The following is a 15,547-nucleotide window of genomic DNA, read 5'->3' as shown; positions in this document are numbered from 1 at the left end:
AAAAAAATGGCAAAGATTACAGCTGCAGAAGTTAATAGATTAAGAAAGACTACTGGTGCAGGAATGATGGATTGCAAAAAGGCCTTAGTGGAAGCTGAAGGTGATTTTGAAAGCGCAATCGAAATTCTTCGTAAAAAAGGTCAAAAAGTTGCAGCAAAAAGAGCCGACAGAGATTCTTCTGAAGGTGCAGCAATCGCTAAGGTAAATGATGACAACACTAACGGTGTTATTATTTCCCTTAACTGTGAGACCGACTTCGTTGCTAAAAACGAAACTTTCGTAACATTGGCTACAGAATTGGCAGACTTAGCAATCAACTTTGATTCTAAAGAAGCTTTCTTAGCTGCTGATTACAAAGGCATGACCGTTCAAGAAAAACTTACCGAACAAACTGGTGTTATCGGCGAGAAAATTGAAATAGGTGGATTTGAAACATTAAGCGCTCCTTTCGTAGGTTCTTACATTCACGCAGGAAACAAAATAGCTGTTTTAACAGGTCTTTCTGCATCAGTTGCAGGTGCCGAAGAGGTTGCTAAAGATGTTTCTATGCAAGCTGCTGCAATGAACCCTGTTGCATTAAACGAAGATGGTGTAGACCAATCTATCATCGACAAGGAAATTGAAATCGCTAAAGATCAATTACGTCAAGAAGGTAAACCAGAAGCAATGCTAGATAAAATTTCTCAAGGGAAAATTAAGCGTTTCTTTAAGGACAACACCTTGGTTAACCAAGATTTCATTAAAGACAGCAAACAAAGTGTTGCTCAATATGTAAAATCTGTTGATTCTAACTTAGAAGTAACAGGTTTCAAAAGAGTTGCATTAGGTTAATTACAATACAACTAACTCAATAAAAAACCGCCTTACTGCAAAGTAGGCGGTTTTTTTATTTGAAAATTTATTCTACTCTAGTCTTTCAACCAGGCGTTACGTAAGTTTAAAGTTTTCTGGTCTACATTATCTAAAGGAACTATCTTTTTTACTTTTTTTACGGGCTTTCCCACCGGTCCTTCTACCGATATCATTTCACCATCTCTTTCCACCGTCATACTTACAACGGTTTCTGGTGTCCAGCTAAAACTTTCACCTATAATTGGACGTAATGTTTCAAGGTTTATCTCTTTACCATTGATTACTCTAAAAATATCTCCTCCCTGAAGCTTTAAGTCGTTAAAGAAAGAATTGAGCTCAATATTCTCACGTATAAATACCACACTATCGTTTTGCACATCAACATCCATGTATGGCACTTGACCATCAAAAAAATACCCGGTAGGTTCTTGAACATCTTTTGTAGCCAAACCTACTTTTTCAAAATACAGATCATAATCTATGGGTGTGTTTCCTATTACATGCTTCTTAAAAAAAGTATCCACTTCCGGATAGGTCATTGCAACGATTTCATCAAATAAAACTTCATCTTCAAAAGGAACATCTGTGCCATATTTTTTAGATAATTCTTTCATTAACCAAAGCATGCCTTTTTGACCATTGCTCTCTTCTCGTAAAATAATGTCTAAACACATATTAATTAATGCCCCTTTTTCATACACATTAGCATAATTAGGCTCATAAGGTTGTTCAAGAATATTTTCACTCATAACGGTAAACGACATGTTATCATCGTAAAAAGAGGCATTTCCAATTTTGGTCAGCATACGCTCATAAAATTCGTCTTCAGTAATAAGTTCTTGCTGAATTTGAAACAAATTGGCAAAATACTCAGTAGTACCTTCGTACATCCATAAATGCTGAGACATTTGAGGATCATTAAAATCAAAATATTGAATTTCTTTCGAGTGAACGGACAAAGGTGTTACAATATGAAAGAACTCATGAGACACCACATCTACCATTGCTTGCTCCAAACGACCAATATCCATAGCTTCAGGTAAAACAACTACCGTAGAAGTATGATGCTCTAAAGCACCAAAACCATGAGCATCGGGTTTATTAACATCCGATAGATATAATAAAATATTGTACTCTTTGGTACTATCAACCTCTCCTAGAAACTTCTTTTGAGCCTCCATCATCTGCAACATCCTACTTTTTAAGTCCGACGCTTTATACACGTCATTCGGAGAAAACAAACTTAACGTCACCGTTATACCGTTTATCTCAAAACTTTCGGTATTAGGCTTAGCATACATGATAGGGTTGTCAATAACCTCAAAATACCTATTTGCAAAAAACGCATCCCAAAGTGGATCAGGCTTACGGTCAATTTGATCGGAAAGCGTTGTCGTAGCAATTAAATCAGCAGGTTTTTTAATCTGAATTGCATACGGCACTTCCTTAAAATCATCAAAATAACCTACAAAACCATGTAGGTTCAACATAAAATTACTGTCTTTCTCAATATTTGTTCCGGCAGGTGAAAACACAGCATCTTCAACTTCATTTTCGGCATCATAGGTATCATTGACCCAATACCTTACTTTATCTAATTGAGTTCCATTAGAGACACTCCATGAGTTTTCATCTAGTTTCGTAAAACTCAAAGCATTACCTTTATAATCTAAGGCTTCAAAATCTTGTACATACTTTCCGTAATTATCCGTACTATAGGTGCCAGGAACCGTTTTTGGTATTCTAAAAATAACCGTCTCTGTTGAAAAAGCACCTGGATCCATACTCACCTGCACCTTATCATCTACTACGTTCACCAAATCTATTGAAGTTATAACTGCACTTTTTTCTATAGACACCAACTGCTTACCAGCTCCACATGCATATAGCAAAAGTGAGCATGAAATAATTAAAAAATATTTTCTCATAAATATCGAATTACTAATTTTTAAAATAATGATTTCAAAGATAGAAAATAAGTATCCACTGGATCTAACCACATATCTTTTAGCGGAATAAAATATTGACCACGCCCATCAAAAATTTTCATTATTTTTGATGGCAAATTAAAACCAGAATGCACTACAAAAGAATTCTTCTAAAATTAAGCGGTGAAGCCCTAATGGGTGAAAAGCAATATGGCATAGACTCTAATCGCTTAAATGAATATGCGGAAGAGATAAAAGAAGTAGTTGAAAAAGGAATTGAAGTCGCAATAGTTATTGGAGGTGGCAACATTTTTAGAGGACTTACTGGTGCAGCTACCGGGATGGATCGGGTGCAAGGTGACCACATGGGTATGTTAGCAACCGTAATAAACGGGTTAGCTTTACAAAGCGCCCTAGAAATGAGTGGCGTACAGACCCGATTACAAACCGCAATTAAAATCAATGAAGTAGCAGAGCCTTTTATTAGAAGACGTGCCATGAGGCATTTAGAAAAAGGAAGAGTTGTTATTTTTGGTGGCGGTACGGGAAACCCATATTTCACCACTGATTCCGCAGCCGTTCTTAGAGCCATCGAAATTGAAGCAGATGTCATCTTAAAAGGCACTAGGGTAGATGGTATATATACTGCCGATCCCGAAAAGGATAAAAATGCTACAAAATTTGACAACATCTCTTTTCAAGACGTACTTACAAAAGGCTTAAAGGTAATGGACACAACTGCCTTTACTTTAAGTCAAGAGAACGAACTACCGATCGTAGTTTTTGATATGAACAAAAAAGGAAACTTATTGAAAATTGTTGACGGACAAACCATAGGAACGACTGTCAATTTATAATTTTTGGTACAATTAATGTTATTGCGATAGTAATACAATTATTATATGAACGAGGAAATACAATTTGTTTTAGACGCTACCAAAGAAGGCATGGAAGCTGCAATAGCGCATTTAGAACGTGAATTTTTAAAAATTAGAGCCGGTAAAGCTAGCCCTACCATGCTATCATCGGTAATGGTAGATTACTATGGCTCTCAAACTCCACTATCTCAAGTAGCCAATATCAATACTCCAGATGGTAGAACTATCTCTGTTCAACCATGGGAAAAAGGTATGCTTCAAGAAATAGAAAAAGCCATTATGAACGCCAATTTAGGCTTTAACCCTATGAACAATGGCGATATGATTATTATTAACGTACCACCATTGACCGAAGAACGTAGAATTCAGTTGACCAAACAAGCGAAGGCAGAAGCTGAACACGCAAAAGTAGGTGTACGTAGTGCAAGACAAGATGCAAATAAAGAAATAAAAGATTTGGATATTTCTGAAGACCTTCAAAAAAATGCCACGGCAGATGTACAAGATCTTACTGATATTTATACTAAGAAAATTGACGCTTTCTTAGACAAAAAAGAAGCTGAGATAATGAAAGTTTAGTTTCAAAAACTAAAAAAAGAATTTAAAGCTACCCTAATACGGTAGCTTTTTTTATTTGTATAAAATTTAGACTTTTCAATTTTAGGAACAATTGTAGCTTATAGTTACCTTTGCCACCTGCAAATACAGTTATGGTAGCGAAACTTACGAAAGGATTTTGGCCTAAAACGGCAAACATAATTCTACGCAACAGAATCCTCATTTTACTATTGATTACCGGTTTCACCATTTTCATGGGCTGGCAATGGCAATATATGCGCTTTTCAAGCTCACAAACCAATCTTTTACCAGATGACCATCCGGTAAACATACAGTATCAGAATTTTTTGAGCAAATTTGGTGAGGAAGGCAATGCAGTCGTTTTTGCAATTCGTGACAGTACCCTATTTGAACCTGCTAATTTTAACCGTTGGAACAAGCTAAGTAAACAATTGGCAGCTTTTCCAGAAGTGGAGTTTGTAATATCTACCGACAATCTAAAAGAGTTGGTAAAAAACAACGATAAGCAAGAGTTTGAAATGCTACCTTTAATTACAGGAGAATTAAAGACCCAGAAAGAAATAGATAGTATTACCGATCATCTTTTCAATGACCTGCCTTTCTACGAGAATTTACTTTTTAATAAGGAAAGTAAAACAATACGTACCATTGTTAACTTAGACAAAGACATCGTCAATACAACCGTAAGAAAAGATTTTATACTCCAGGACATCAATACCCTGGTGCGCAATTTTGAAAAAGAGACCGGTTTAGACGTTCATATATCTGGCATGCCATATGTGAGAACCATGAACTCTCAGAATATTATTGATGAAATAGGTAAATTTATTTTGGCCGCATTGGGCGTTACCTCTTTAATATTCTTCTTTTTCTTTAGAAGTGTACGAGCCACTTTCATTTCAATGTGTGTAGTAATTATCGGGGTGATGTGGGCCTTCGGTTTTCTTGGACTATTGCAGTATGAAATTACAGTACTTACAGCCTTAATACCGCCATTAATTATTGTTATAGGTATTCCCAACTGTATTTTCTTGATCAACAAATATCAGCAAGAGGTTAAAAAACATGGTAACCAGGCACTTTCATTACAACGAGTTATTTCCAAAATAGGAAATGCAACCTTAATGACCAATATTACTACAGCTTCTGGTTTTGCTACTTTTATCATTACAGATAGTACGCTACTTAAGGAATTTGGTATTGTTGCCTCCATAAATATCATCGGTATCTTTATCTTATCACTATTGATCATTCCTATTGTGTATAGTTTTATGGCTTTACCAAAAACAAAGCATTTAAAACACTTAAATAAAAAGTGGATCGATGCCTTTGTTAATTGGATGGAAGGTATTGTAAGACATCGAAGAATTACGGTTTACATAGTTTCGATATCCTTATTGGTTTTAAGTATCATAGGCATCTATCAAATTAGAATTTCTGGTAGCCCTATAGAAGACATGCCCAAAAATGCTGAATTCTTTCATGACATTCGCTTCTTTGAAAAAGAGTTCAAGGGTATTATGCCCGTTGAAATAGTTGTAGACACCAAAACACCGAAAGGAGTTTTAAAACCTGCCACACTTAAACGAATGAATCAACTTGGGGAGGTCATAGAAGAAATTCCAGAGTTATCTACTCCGGTTTCCGTGGTAAATTTGGTAAAGTATTCCAAACAGGCCTTTTACAATGGTATTCCTAAATACTATCAACTTCCCACAAGTCAAGAAAACACTTTTATAATGGATGTTGCCCGTAAATCATCCGATAACGGCAATCTGTTGGAATCTTTTGTTGACAGCACTGGGCAGACCGCAAGGATAACCACTTTCATGCGTGATGTGAATACGAGCCGAATGGAAGACATTGAACAACGTTTGCTAGAGAACATCACTAAAATTTTCCCTGCCGAACGCTACAATGTGTATATGACCGGTAGTGCACTTCTATTTTTAAAAGGGACCAAATATTTGGTCAAAAACCTTATAATGTCACTTGCCCTTGCCATAGCACTTATTGCGCTTTTTATGGCATATCTCTTCCGTTCATTTAGAATGATCGTAATATCGTTAATACCTAACTTATTGCCTTTGGTAATAACTGCGGGCATTATGGGCTTTGTAGGCGTACCTATTAAACCATCAACGATATTAGTATTCAGTATTGCGTTTGGTATTTCGGTTGATGACACCATACACTTTCTTGCCAAGTACAGGCAAGAGCTCACAGCCAACAAATGGCGAATTGAAAAATCGGTCTACAACGCCCTTAGAGAAACTGGGGTAAGTATGTTCTATACTTCAATTGTTTTGTTTTTTGGTTTTTCAGTATTCGTTATTTCTAATTTTGGGGGTACGGTAGCACTGGGATCATTGGTTTCGGCCACCTTATTGTTAGCAATGTTGGCTAATTTAATTTTATTGCCGTCGTTGCTATTATCACTAGAAAAAAGTATAGCTAATAAACAGACTTTAAAAAAACCGCAAATAGACATCTTACCTCAAGATGAAAACAACAATTGATTAAATTCATTTGAAGGCAATGTTTATATAGCTGTTTAGCCACTTTATTTTTTAACAAAATCCTATCTTTGGAACTTTAATTTTCAATTCAACATCATGCGTTCAGTAACAATAAAAGAACTACTTTCAAGTAAAAACCTACTTCAGGAAATAACAGTAAAAGGATGGGTTAGAACCTTTAGAAGCAATAGATTTATTGCTCTAAACGATGGCTCAACGCTAGGTACTATTCAATGTGTCGTAGATTTTGAAAATTTTGATGAAGAATTATTAAAAAAAGTAAATACAGGAGCCGCACTAAAAGTATCGGGTACTTTAGTAGAGAGCCAAGGTAGAGGTCAATCTGTTGAGATACAAGTTAGCGAATTGGAGGTTTTGGGTATCGCAGATCCAGAAGAATACCCAATTCAACCCAAAAAGCACTCATTGGAATTTCTTAGGGAGAAAGCTCACTTAAGAATCAGAACTAACACATTCGCCGCTATTATGCGTGTAAGATCAACCTTGTCTTTTGCGATACACAACTATTTTAGGGAAAATGGTTTCAACTATTTTCACGCCCCAATAATTACGGGTTCGGATGCTGAAGGCGCTGGAGAAATGTTTAGGGTTACCACATTAGACGAAAAAAATCCTCCGTTGACAGATGATGGCGATGTCAACTACAAAGAAGATTTCTTTGGCAAAGAGACCAACCTTACCGTGTCTGGACAATTAGAGGCAGAGGCTTATGCCATGGCTTTAGGTAAAGTGTACACTTTTGGACCAACCTTTAGGGCAGAAAATTCTAACACATCAAGACATTTGGCAGAATTCTGGATGATAGAACCAGAAATGGCATTCTTTGACCTTGATGCAAATATGGATCTTGCCGAAGATTTTATAAAAAATGTAATATCATATACTTTAACCCACTGCCAAGAAGATCTAGAGTTCTTAGAAAAGAGGTTATTGGATGAAGAAAAGAGCAAGCCACAAGCACAACGCAGTGACATGGCTTTAATTGAGAAATTAAAATTCGTTGTCGAAAACAATTTTAAAAGAGTTAGCTATACCGAGGCAATTGAAATTCTTAAGAATTGTAAGCCAAACAAGAAAAAGAAATTTACCTACCCTATTGAAGAGTGGGGTACAGATCTACAAAGTGAACACGAACGTTATTTGGTAGAAAAACACTTTAAATGTCCGGTAATACTTTTTGATTATCCTGCTAAGATCAAAGCGTTTTACATGCGTTTAAACGAAGATGGCAAAACCGTAAGAGCCATGGATATTTTGTTCCCAGGTATTGGAGAAATCGTAGGTGGATCACAACGTGAAGAACGCTTAGATGTACTTAAAGAAAAAATAAAGGATCTAGGTATTGACGAAAAAGAACTTTGGTGGTATTTAGATTTAAGAAAATTTGGAACAGCAGAACATAGTGGCTTTGGTCTTGGTTTTGAAAGGTTAGTACTTTTTGCAACTGGCATGGGCAACATTAGAGACGTAATACCGTTTCCAAGAACACCACAGAATGCTGAATTTTAAGCAGATTTGGTTACTTTTACAAGTACTAGAACAAAGTAATGCTAAAACAACATTTACAATTTAAATTATCTCAGAAGTTATCTCCACAGCAGATTCAGTTGATGAAGTTAATTCAATTGCCAACGCAAGCATTTGAACAACGACTGAAACAAGAACTAGAAGAGAATCCTGCTTTGGAAACCGGTAAAGATGATTTAGATAAGGTTGCCGATGAGTATGACGATGTTTATGACGACAATGCCGATAGCGAAACCATTAACACTGAAGACATCAATATTGATGATTATCTAAGTGATGATGAAATACCTGATTATAGAACAAAAGCGAATAATTACAGTTCTGATGATGAGGAAAAAAGTGTGCCATATGCTGCCGGTATTTCATTCAACCAACACTTAATAAACCAACTGAATACGGTTTATCTTTCTGATGAAGAATGGAACATTGCCGAGTTTTTAGTAGGCAGTGTAGATGAAAGTGGCTATATACGAAGACCTATTTCGGACATCATGGACGATTTAGCCTTTACGCAAAATGTCTATACAGACGAAGAAACTATTACTAGGATACTGTCTATTGTTCAGGAATTAGACCCACCGGGTGTTGGTGCTCGTACATTAGAGGAATGCCTAATTATTCAATTAGAAAGAAAAGATGTTACTCCAAGCATTGAATTAGCTACCGAAATCCTTAAAAAGTCATTTGAACATTTTACAAAAAAACACTATCAAAAACTAATTCAGAAACATAATATCACCGAAACAGAACTTAAAGAAGCGATCGGTGAAATCGAAAAATTAAATCCTAAACCGGGTGGGTCTTATTCTGGCAACAATAGAATAGTTGAGCACGTAGTACCCGATTTTGCTATCAGAATTACCGAAGGTGAACTAGAATTGACCCTTAACGGTAGAAATGCTCCCGAGTTACACGTATCTAGAGAATATAGCAATATGCTTAAAGGCTATAAAGAGGCCAAAGACAAGTCGAAGTCACAGAAAGACACCGTCATGTTCATTAAGCAAAAGTTAGACGCAGCCAAATGGTTTATAGACGCTATTAGACAAAGACAGCAAACATTGTTCATTACCATGAACGCTATTATGCAGTATCAAAAAGAATATTTTTTAACTGGAGACGAGCGAAATTTGCGTCCAATGATCCTAAAAGATATTGCAGATGAAATAGGCATGGACGTTTCAACAGTATCTAGGGTAGCAAATAGTAAATATGTAGATACCCCTTACGGAACCAAGCTTATAAAAGAGTACTTCTCCGAATCCATGAAAAATGAACAAGGCGAAGATGTATCAACAAGGGAAATAAAGAAAATTCTAGAAACCGTAATACAGAACGAAACGAAAAAGAAACCGCTTACAGACGACAAATTAGCGGCAATTTTAAAGGAAAAAGGATACCCTATCGCTAGAAGGACAGTTGCAAAGTATAGAGAGCAATTGAATATTCCTGTTGCACGTATGAGAAAAGAAATCTAATGAAGGTTTTTTCACAATTTATCTCCTATTTACTACATCCACTTTTTATACCTATTGGCGGCACAGTGGCCTATTTTCTTATTACGCCAAAATATACCCCAATTGAAATTAAAAGCGCCAGTGTACTACCCATCTTTATACTAACGGTCATAATCCCTATAGTAACCTTCCTAATATTAAAAAACTTAGGTATGGTACAATCCATCTCCTTAAATTCAATTAATGAGCGCAAATACCCGCTATATATTCATGCTTGTATTCTACTTTTAATACTCTACAAGGTTATACCCAACAATTATGTTAGCGAACTATACTTTTATTTTACTGGATTATTGGGTGCAACAATTGCATGCATACTTTTGCTCTTCTTCAATTTTAAGGCGAGTCTTCATACAGTTGGCGTCAGCGGCCTATTAATGTACTTGTTGAATTTAAGCATACACTTTGAAATCAACCTGATAATAGCTATAAGCTTTTTTATTCTACTTACCGGTAGTGTGATTTCTGCCCGCCTTTATTTAAAAGCGCACACAGGTATTGAAGTGATAATGGGTCTATTGATAGGCTTACTATCACAATTATTGACCGTACGTTTTTGGTTATAGTATATAGAAGATTAATCCAATGCGCAAAGGTCTATATTGCAACGTCTCTCCATTTACCGAAGCATTACCATTGAATAATTCAGTAAGAGCATAATAAGCATGCAGATTAAAGGTATTATAACCAAAGCTCAATGTTAGCCCGTACTGAAATTTTGTTAAGTCCGTATTATTGAATCCTTCACTAACATCATCAAGATCATATTTAGACCTTGCACCTAAAATATAAGCTGCTCTAATTCCACCATAAATACGCCAGAACTTATATTCTTCCGCAGTAGAATTTCGCCATCTAAATTCCAACGGAAATTCTAACAGATGTGTTTCCAACTTACTTCTGGTAATATCATCATTAATACTATAAGTAATATCGTCTCCTGAAATATCCGCAACTAGATTTGAATAATAACTATTCAGCGCCAAGCCCGCACCTATACCAATAGCCTTTGTTCCCTTTCGATTTAACGGGATATCTTTTATAATACCACCTTGCAGACCGTAAGATAAATTTCGTTGATTAGAGCCCTCAGGATGATTTAATATAAAATTATAAGATAGCCCTAAATAAAACTGATCTTCAAAGTACCGTGAATTTGGTACTGTATCTAAAGCCACCTGGGCATTAGACTGAAAAATCACGAAGAGCAAAACAATAAAAAAGCGCATAAAGTAAAGTTAATGAAATAAAAAACGCTTCAAATAAATTTGAAGCGTTTTAGATAAGTAATATTCTACTAACTAACTATTGTAGATTATTGAAAGCGTCACCTTCATAGGTAGTGTAATTTACCTTTAAAGCGTTAACCTTTCTTAACTCTTGTTTAATATCGGATATCAATCCCATACTTGCGTTCTTATCGACTTTTAGTGCCGTAGTCAAAACATTTTGAAGTTCTTGAGGCTTTTTAGCCCTTTCCATTAAAATGTAATCACCAACTTCAGAGGGACTAGATAATTTATCGTTTAATTGAATCTTCGGCTCACTACCAAATAATTTCTCATATTCCTTAGTTGGCTTACCAACATAAATATAAATTACACGATCTTTCTTTTCAAGCTTCTTTACTTCACTAGCATTAGGAAGTACATTTTCAACTTTTAAAGAACTATCCTTCATCACGGTTACCGTCATAAAGAAAAACAAAAGCATAAATACAATGTCAGGAAGGGAAGCTGTTGATACCGCAGGTACCTCTCCATCTTTTTTCTTTGCAAATTTTGACATAGTGTTACTTTTATTTTAATTAATTAATCACTTGAAGTTTCAGCTTCAGATAATTTCTGTGGAAACAAATCTTGAATTCTCTTTACTTTTTCCTTCAACTCTTCCTTTACGTCGTCGTCAGTTTCAGGGTTAAGATATTCAGCTTCCATGTCAACGAAATTCTTATTGTACAAACGTTGAGCCTCTCTATTTCTAAGATCATTGTAAGCACCTACTAGTTCATTTTGAACCGTAATGTATGTACTATACTTTGTTTCACGATCATTCTTTAAAGAGATAATCGCTTTAGAAGGATTATCTGAAGACTCAGCATTTTTTCTTCCTTGACAATAAGAACATGTTCCATCACCGCCATTATCCAAAAAAGCCTTTGCTTTTTCTCTTAAATCTTTAAGCTCAATTAACTCTTCATCAGCTAACAACTGACCATTTTTGTTAATATTCACCTGAAAGATGTTCTTCTGTTTAATTACTACATCCGTATCGGGCGGTTCAATTGGTGGAAGCATACGATCCAATCCTGCATCCGTTTCAATAGTAGTAGTTACCAAGAAAAAGATAAGTAAAAGGAAAGCTATATCCGCCATGGAACCGGCACTTACTTCTGGTGCTCCTGCTCTTCTAGCCATAGTTTTCTATTTTTATTTACTAAACATATTTTTAACAGCTGGTATGATCAAGGATAATACAGCAATTATAGTAAGGATAAAAAATACATTTAACCCCATACCTATTTGCTTAATCGTACCCTCGTCTTCCATAGCCAAGAATTCCGGATCTACATCCGTTCCACTTGCCAAGACGTAAGAAACCCCAACTACTAATAAAAAGCCTCCTACAGCAAATAACGTCTTCTTTAACCCTTGTGGGTTAGAAAATAAATTCTTTAAAGTAAACACTAAACTTACCACAACTGCAATACCCAATAAAAGATAAGTAATGATAAACATAGTATTCATAGCTCCACTCTGAGCAGCTTCAGCTGCCGGCATATCTGCACTTGGTAACAAATACCAAAGCACTGCACTTAATACACCTATAGCAATTAATGCTATTTTAATAATTTTTTGCATAATTTTTAGGTATTAAAAGTGAAACTTATTTTTTGTGATCTACCAACATATCTATCAATGTAATAGAAGAATCTTCCATATCATTAACAATGCTATCAATTTTAGCGATAATATAGTTGTAGAAAATTTGAAGTATAATAGCCGTAATAAGACCGAATACCGTTGTTAATAATGCAACTTGAATATCACCTGCAATAAGAGATGCACTTAAGTTACCAACAGCAGCAATCTTTTGGAAGGCTTGAATCATACCGATTACCGTACCCATGAAACCAAGCATTGGTGCAATAGCGATAAATAAAGACAACCAAGAAACGTTTTTCTCCAATTGACCCATTTGAACACCACCGTAAGCAACAACAGCTTTCTCAGCAGATTCGATGCTCTCACCAGCTCTATCCAAACCTTGGTAGTAGATAGAAGCAACAGGTCCTTTTGTATTTCTACAAACTTCTTTTGCAGCCTCAACACCACCTGACGCCAAAGCATCTTCAACTTGTTGTTTCAACTTGGCAGAATTTGTACTTGCCATGTTCAAATAAATGATTCTTTCAATCGCAACTGCCAAACCAAGGATCAAACATAAAAGAACGATACCCATGAAACCGGCACCACCTGTAATAAACATTTCTTTTAAAACCTGAGTAAATCCTTTTTCCGCTTCAGGAGCTCCTTCTTGAACTAGCAACGCTACTGCTGCTACTTTTGCACTTACAATATTTGTACCTGCTACAAATGCCCCAGCGACTGCTAGGCTTGGGAATAATTTTTTCATTTTTTCAAACTTAAATTAGTTAGTTAATAGGGTTAAAGATAAAAAAAAAACAATATAAAAAAAGTAAAACTTACTTGCAGAGAGGAAGGGATTCGAACCCTCGATACCCTTTTGGGGTATACACACTTTCCAGGCGTGCGCCTTCGACCACTCGGCCACCTCTCTAAGTTACCTTTTTTAAGGGTGGGCAAATAACAAAAAAAATATTAGTTATCGAAATTAAAGTACTGTTAAATTTAAAGCATCTCTCCGCGTAAAGATGTTTCAAAAACAGTTTTAAATAGCTCAGGAGAGACTCCGCTTCCCAGCAAGTACATTGCCTTTGTAATGGCAGCCTCAGTTGTAATATCCTTACCATTAATAACTTGCATTTTCTTTAATCTAGAACTCGTTTCATAATGGCCCATCATAACCGCACCGCCAGAGCACTGCGTAACATTAATTATATGAACACCATTAATTATCGCATTATTCAATTTATCTAAAAACCACTCTTCCATTGGTGCATTTCCTGATCCATAAGTTTCCAAAACCAGCGCTTTTAAATTTTTGGCACCCAAGATAGCGTCGACAATATTTTTATTAATTCCTGGAAAAATTTTTAAAATTGCAACATTATCATCCATATTTCTATGAGATTTTAAGGGTAATTTTCTTTTCTGAGGCAATAAATATTCTTTAAAAACGGTCAAATGAACTCCAGATTCAATCAAATGGGGATAGTTTAAAGAGGCAAAAGCCTGAAAATGCTCCGCATTTATTTTAGTAGTTCTATTACCCCTGTATAATTTATATTCAAAATACAACCCTACTTCTTGCACTACCGGCTTTCCTTTTTCACATAAAGCAGCAATTTGAATAGCGGTTATGAGATTCTCTTTAGCATCGGTTCTTAAATCCCCTATTGGCAATTGTGAACCTGTTAAAATTACCGGCTTGGTTAAATTTTCGAGTAAAAAACTTAGAGCCGAGGCGGTATAACTCATAGTATCACTACCGTGCAGTACAACAAAACCATCGTAGTCATTATATTTATCGGCTATGATGTCGGAAATAGCGATCCAATGACCAGGATTCATATTCGAAGAATCAATTGGATAATCAAAAGAAAAACTTGATATCGTACAATCTAACTGATTAAGTTCTGGTATGTTCTTTTGTAGCTGTGAAAAATCGAACGCCTTTAAGGCTCCAGAAGAATAATCCTTCATCATACCAATGGTTCCTCCTGTATATATCAGTAATATATTTCTTTTATCCATATTTAAATCACTAAACAATCATTATTACACACCAAACACATCTTTAGAGTTACTGGTAGTTATTTCTGCAATTTCTTCATTGGGAACACCGTAAATGTCCGCTAATTTCTCGAGTACATTAATAATGTATGCACTTTCATTTCTTTTCCCCCTATAAGGTGTAGGTGCTAAATAAGGCGCATCGGTTTCCAACACAATATGCTTTAATTCGATTTGATCTAAAAAGGTATCTATCTTACCATTCTTAAAGGTAACCACACCACCAATACCCAATTTCATATTATAGGAAATGGCTTTTTTAGCCTGCTCTAAAGTTCCCGTAAAACAGTGAAAAATACCACGTAAACCATCACCTTTCTCCTCCTCTAACACTTCAAAAACTTCATCAAAAGCATCGCGACAGTGTATAACGATCGGCAAATTTTTTCTTTTAGCCAACTGAATCTGTTTTTTAAAGGCAATTTGTTGTTCTTTCAAATATTTCTTTTCCCAATACAAATCAATACCTATCTCCCCAACGGCATAGTAGGAGTGTGTTTTAAGCATTTCCTCTACATGTGCCAATTCTTCTTCAAAATTTTCTTTCACATGCGTGGGATGCAGACCAGACATTAAGTACATATGTCCCGGAAAATCTTTCTCCAATTTCAACATACTTTCAGTATACGTAGAATCTATTGCCGGAATAAAAAACCTTTTTACCCCTAAGTCAATTGCCTTCTCGATCGCTTCTTTTCTGTCATCGTCAAAAGCCTCACTATATAAATGCGTATGCGTATCTGTTATAATCATGCGGCAAAAATAGGCTTATCTTTGAAGAAAATGAAT

At 35.7% G+C, this 15,547-nt stretch carries 15 protein-coding genes and 1 tRNA gene; 7 read left to right on the top strand and 9 right to left on the bottom strand.

Translation table 11 applies throughout. The annotated features are described in order from the left end of the window. The first annotated feature begins 6 nt into the window (after positions 1-6). Positions 7-831, top strand: a complete 825-nt coding sequence (gene tsf / locus DCS95_RS07985; RefSeq protein ID WP_116770287.1) for a translation elongation factor Ts — start codon at positions 7-9, stop codon at positions 829-831. Between the two features lie 77 nt (positions 832-908). On the opposite strand, the gene DCS95_RS07980 is transcribed toward tsf, so the two are convergent. Next, positions 909-2,780 carry a M61 family metallopeptidase gene (locus DCS95_RS07980; RefSeq protein ID WP_116770286.1) on the bottom strand — a complete coding sequence of 624 codons (1,872 nt, stop codon included), beginning with the start codon at positions 2,778-2,780 and terminating at the stop codon, positions 909-911. Positions 2,781-2,929: 149 nt separating this feature from the next. Between DCS95_RS07980 and pyrH the strand changes: the two genes are divergently transcribed. The 6 genes from pyrH (at position 2,930) to DCS95_RS07950 (ending at position 10,387) form a co-directional block, all read left to right on the top strand. Beyond that, on the top strand, positions 2,930-3,637 hold the full coding sequence (gene pyrH, locus DCS95_RS07975) for a UMP kinase (protein WP_116770285.1): 708 nt from the start codon (positions 2,930-2,932) through the stop codon (positions 3,635-3,637). A gap of 45 nt (positions 3,638-3,682) precedes the next feature. After that, positions 3,683-4,237: a ribosome recycling factor gene (gene frr / locus DCS95_RS07970; protein WP_116770284.1), complete on the top strand. Its 555-nt coding sequence runs from the start codon at positions 3,683-3,685 to the stop codon at positions 4,235-4,237. A gap of 131 nt (positions 4,238-4,368) precedes the next feature. Further along, a complete protein-coding gene (locus tag DCS95_RS07965; RefSeq protein WP_116770283.1) occupies positions 4,369-6,756 on the top strand; it encodes an efflux RND transporter permease subunit in 2,388 nt (795 codons plus the stop codon). Positions 6,757-6,852: 96 nt separating this feature from the next. Beyond that, positions 6,853-8,286 carry an asparagine--tRNA ligase gene (asnS, locus tag DCS95_RS07960; RefSeq protein ID WP_116770282.1) on the top strand — a complete coding sequence of 478 codons (1,434 nt, stop codon included), beginning with the start codon at positions 6,853-6,855 and terminating at the stop codon, positions 8,284-8,286. Between the two features lie 38 nt (positions 8,287-8,324). Further along, the gene (gene rpoN / locus DCS95_RS07955) at positions 8,325-9,782 is read left to right on the top strand and encodes an RNA polymerase factor sigma-54 (protein WP_116770281.1); all 1,458 of its coding nucleotides are present in this window, start codon (positions 8,325-8,327) and stop codon (positions 9,780-9,782) included. Beyond that, on the top strand, positions 9,782-10,387 hold the full coding sequence (locus DCS95_RS07950) for a hypothetical protein (RefSeq protein WP_116770280.1): 606 nt from the start codon (positions 9,782-9,784) through the stop codon (positions 10,385-10,387). Before rpoN ends, DCS95_RS07950 begins: the two co-directional genes overlap by 1 nt. Here DCS95_RS07950 and DCS95_RS07945 read toward each other — a convergent pair. The 8 genes from DCS95_RS07945 to DCS95_RS07910 all read right to left on the bottom strand — a co-directional run bounded on the left by DCS95_RS07945 (position 10,382) and on the right by DCS95_RS07910 (position 15,511). Further along, positions 10,382-11,050, bottom strand: coding sequence for a porin family protein (locus DCS95_RS07945; protein WP_116770279.1), 669 nt, complete (start codon positions 11,048-11,050; stop codon positions 10,382-10,384). The genes DCS95_RS07950 and DCS95_RS07945 overlap by 6 nt on opposite strands. 76 nt (positions 11,051-11,126) lie before the next feature. Then, positions 11,127-11,609 carry an ExbD/TolR family protein gene (locus DCS95_RS07940; protein WP_058103977.1) on the bottom strand — a complete coding sequence of 161 codons (483 nt, stop codon included), beginning with the start codon at positions 11,607-11,609 and terminating at the stop codon, positions 11,127-11,129. A 23-nt stretch (positions 11,610-11,632) separates the two neighbouring features. Beyond that, positions 11,633-12,238, bottom strand: a complete 606-nt coding sequence (locus tag DCS95_RS07935; RefSeq protein ID WP_116770278.1) for an ExbD/TolR family protein — start codon at positions 12,236-12,238, stop codon at positions 11,633-11,635. Between the two features lie 12 nt (positions 12,239-12,250). Beyond that, the gene (locus DCS95_RS07930; protein ID WP_116770277.1) at positions 12,251-12,682 is read right to left on the bottom strand and encodes a hypothetical protein; all 432 of its coding nucleotides are present in this window, start codon (positions 12,680-12,682) and stop codon (positions 12,251-12,253) included. 25 nt (positions 12,683-12,707) lie between these two features. Next, positions 12,708-13,457 (bottom strand): MotA/TolQ/ExbB proton channel family protein, encoded by a 750-nt coding sequence (locus DCS95_RS07925; protein ID WP_058103980.1) that lies wholly within the window; start codon positions 13,455-13,457, stop codon positions 12,708-12,710. Between the two features lie 77 nt (positions 13,458-13,534). Continuing rightward, positions 13,535-13,622: transfer RNA gene (locus DCS95_RS07920), tRNA-Ser, on the bottom strand. 71 nt (positions 13,623-13,693) lie between these two features. Further along, a complete protein-coding gene (locus tag DCS95_RS07915) occupies positions 13,694-14,719 on the bottom strand; it encodes an asparaginase (RefSeq protein WP_116770276.1) in 1,026 nt (341 codons plus the stop codon). A gap of 24 nt (positions 14,720-14,743) precedes the next feature. After that, positions 14,744-15,511 (bottom strand): TatD family hydrolase, encoded by a 768-nt coding sequence (locus DCS95_RS07910; RefSeq protein ID WP_116770275.1) that lies wholly within the window; start codon positions 15,509-15,511, stop codon positions 14,744-14,746. Positions 15,512-15,547: the final 36 nt, after the last annotated feature.

It is taken from the genome of Maribacter litoralis (assembly GCF_003075045.1).
GTDB classification, from domain to species: domain Bacteria; phylum Bacteroidota; class Bacteroidia; order Flavobacteriales; family Flavobacteriaceae; genus Maribacter; species Maribacter litoralis.
This window is presented reverse-complemented; position numbering and strand designations above follow the sequence as displayed.

Bases quoted from the DNA above. Each gene is read 5' to 3' on its own strand.
- pyrH (WP_116770285.1), top strand. From the start codon at position 2,930: ATGCACTACAAAAGAATTCTTCTAAAATTAAGCGGTGAAGCCCTAATG.
- DCS95_RS07945 (WP_116770279.1), bottom strand. From the start codon at position 11,050: ATGCGCTTTTTTATTGTTTTGCTCTTCGTGATTTTTCAGTCTAATGCC.
- rpoN (WP_116770281.1), top strand. From the start codon at position 8,325: ATGCTAAAACAACATTTACAATTTAAATTATCTCAGAAGTTATCTCCA.
- DCS95_RS07930 (WP_116770277.1), bottom strand. From the start codon at position 12,682: ATGCAAAAAATTATTAAAATAGCATTAATTGCTATAGGTGTATTAAGT.
- DCS95_RS07965 (WP_116770283.1), top strand. From the start codon at position 4,369: ATGGTAGCGAAACTTACGAAAGGATTTTGGCCTAAAACGGCAAACATA.
- DCS95_RS07935 (WP_116770278.1), bottom strand. From the start codon at position 12,238: ATGGCTAGAAGAGCAGGAGCACCAGAAGTAAGTGCCGGTTCCATGGCG.
- DCS95_RS07950 (WP_116770280.1), top strand. From the start codon at position 9,782: ATGAAGGTTTTTTCACAATTTATCTCCTATTTACTACATCCACTTTTT.
- DCS95_RS07925 (WP_058103980.1), bottom strand. From the start codon at position 13,457: ATGAAAAAATTATTCCCAAGCCTAGCAGTCGCTGGGGCATTTGTAGCA.
- DCS95_RS07980 (WP_116770286.1), bottom strand. From the start codon at position 2,780: ATGAGAAAATATTTTTTAATTATTTCATGCTCACTTTTGCTATATGCA.
- frr (WP_116770284.1), top strand. From the start codon at position 3,683: ATGAACGAGGAAATACAATTTGTTTTAGACGCTACCAAAGAAGGCATG.
- DCS95_RS07910 (WP_116770275.1), bottom strand. From the start codon at position 15,511: ATGATTATAACAGATACGCATACGCATTTATATAGTGAGGCTTTTGAC.
- DCS95_RS07915 (WP_116770276.1), bottom strand. From the start codon at position 14,719: ATGGATAAAAGAAATATATTACTGATATATACAGGAGGAACCATTGGT.
- tsf (WP_116770287.1), top strand. From the start codon at position 7: ATGGCAAAGATTACAGCTGCAGAAGTTAATAGATTAAGAAAGACTACT.
- DCS95_RS07940 (WP_058103977.1), bottom strand. From the start codon at position 11,609: ATGTCAAAATTTGCAAAGAAAAAAGATGGAGAGGTACCTGCGGTATCA.
- asnS (WP_116770282.1), top strand. From the start codon at position 6,853: ATGCGTTCAGTAACAATAAAAGAACTACTTTCAAGTAAAAACCTACTT.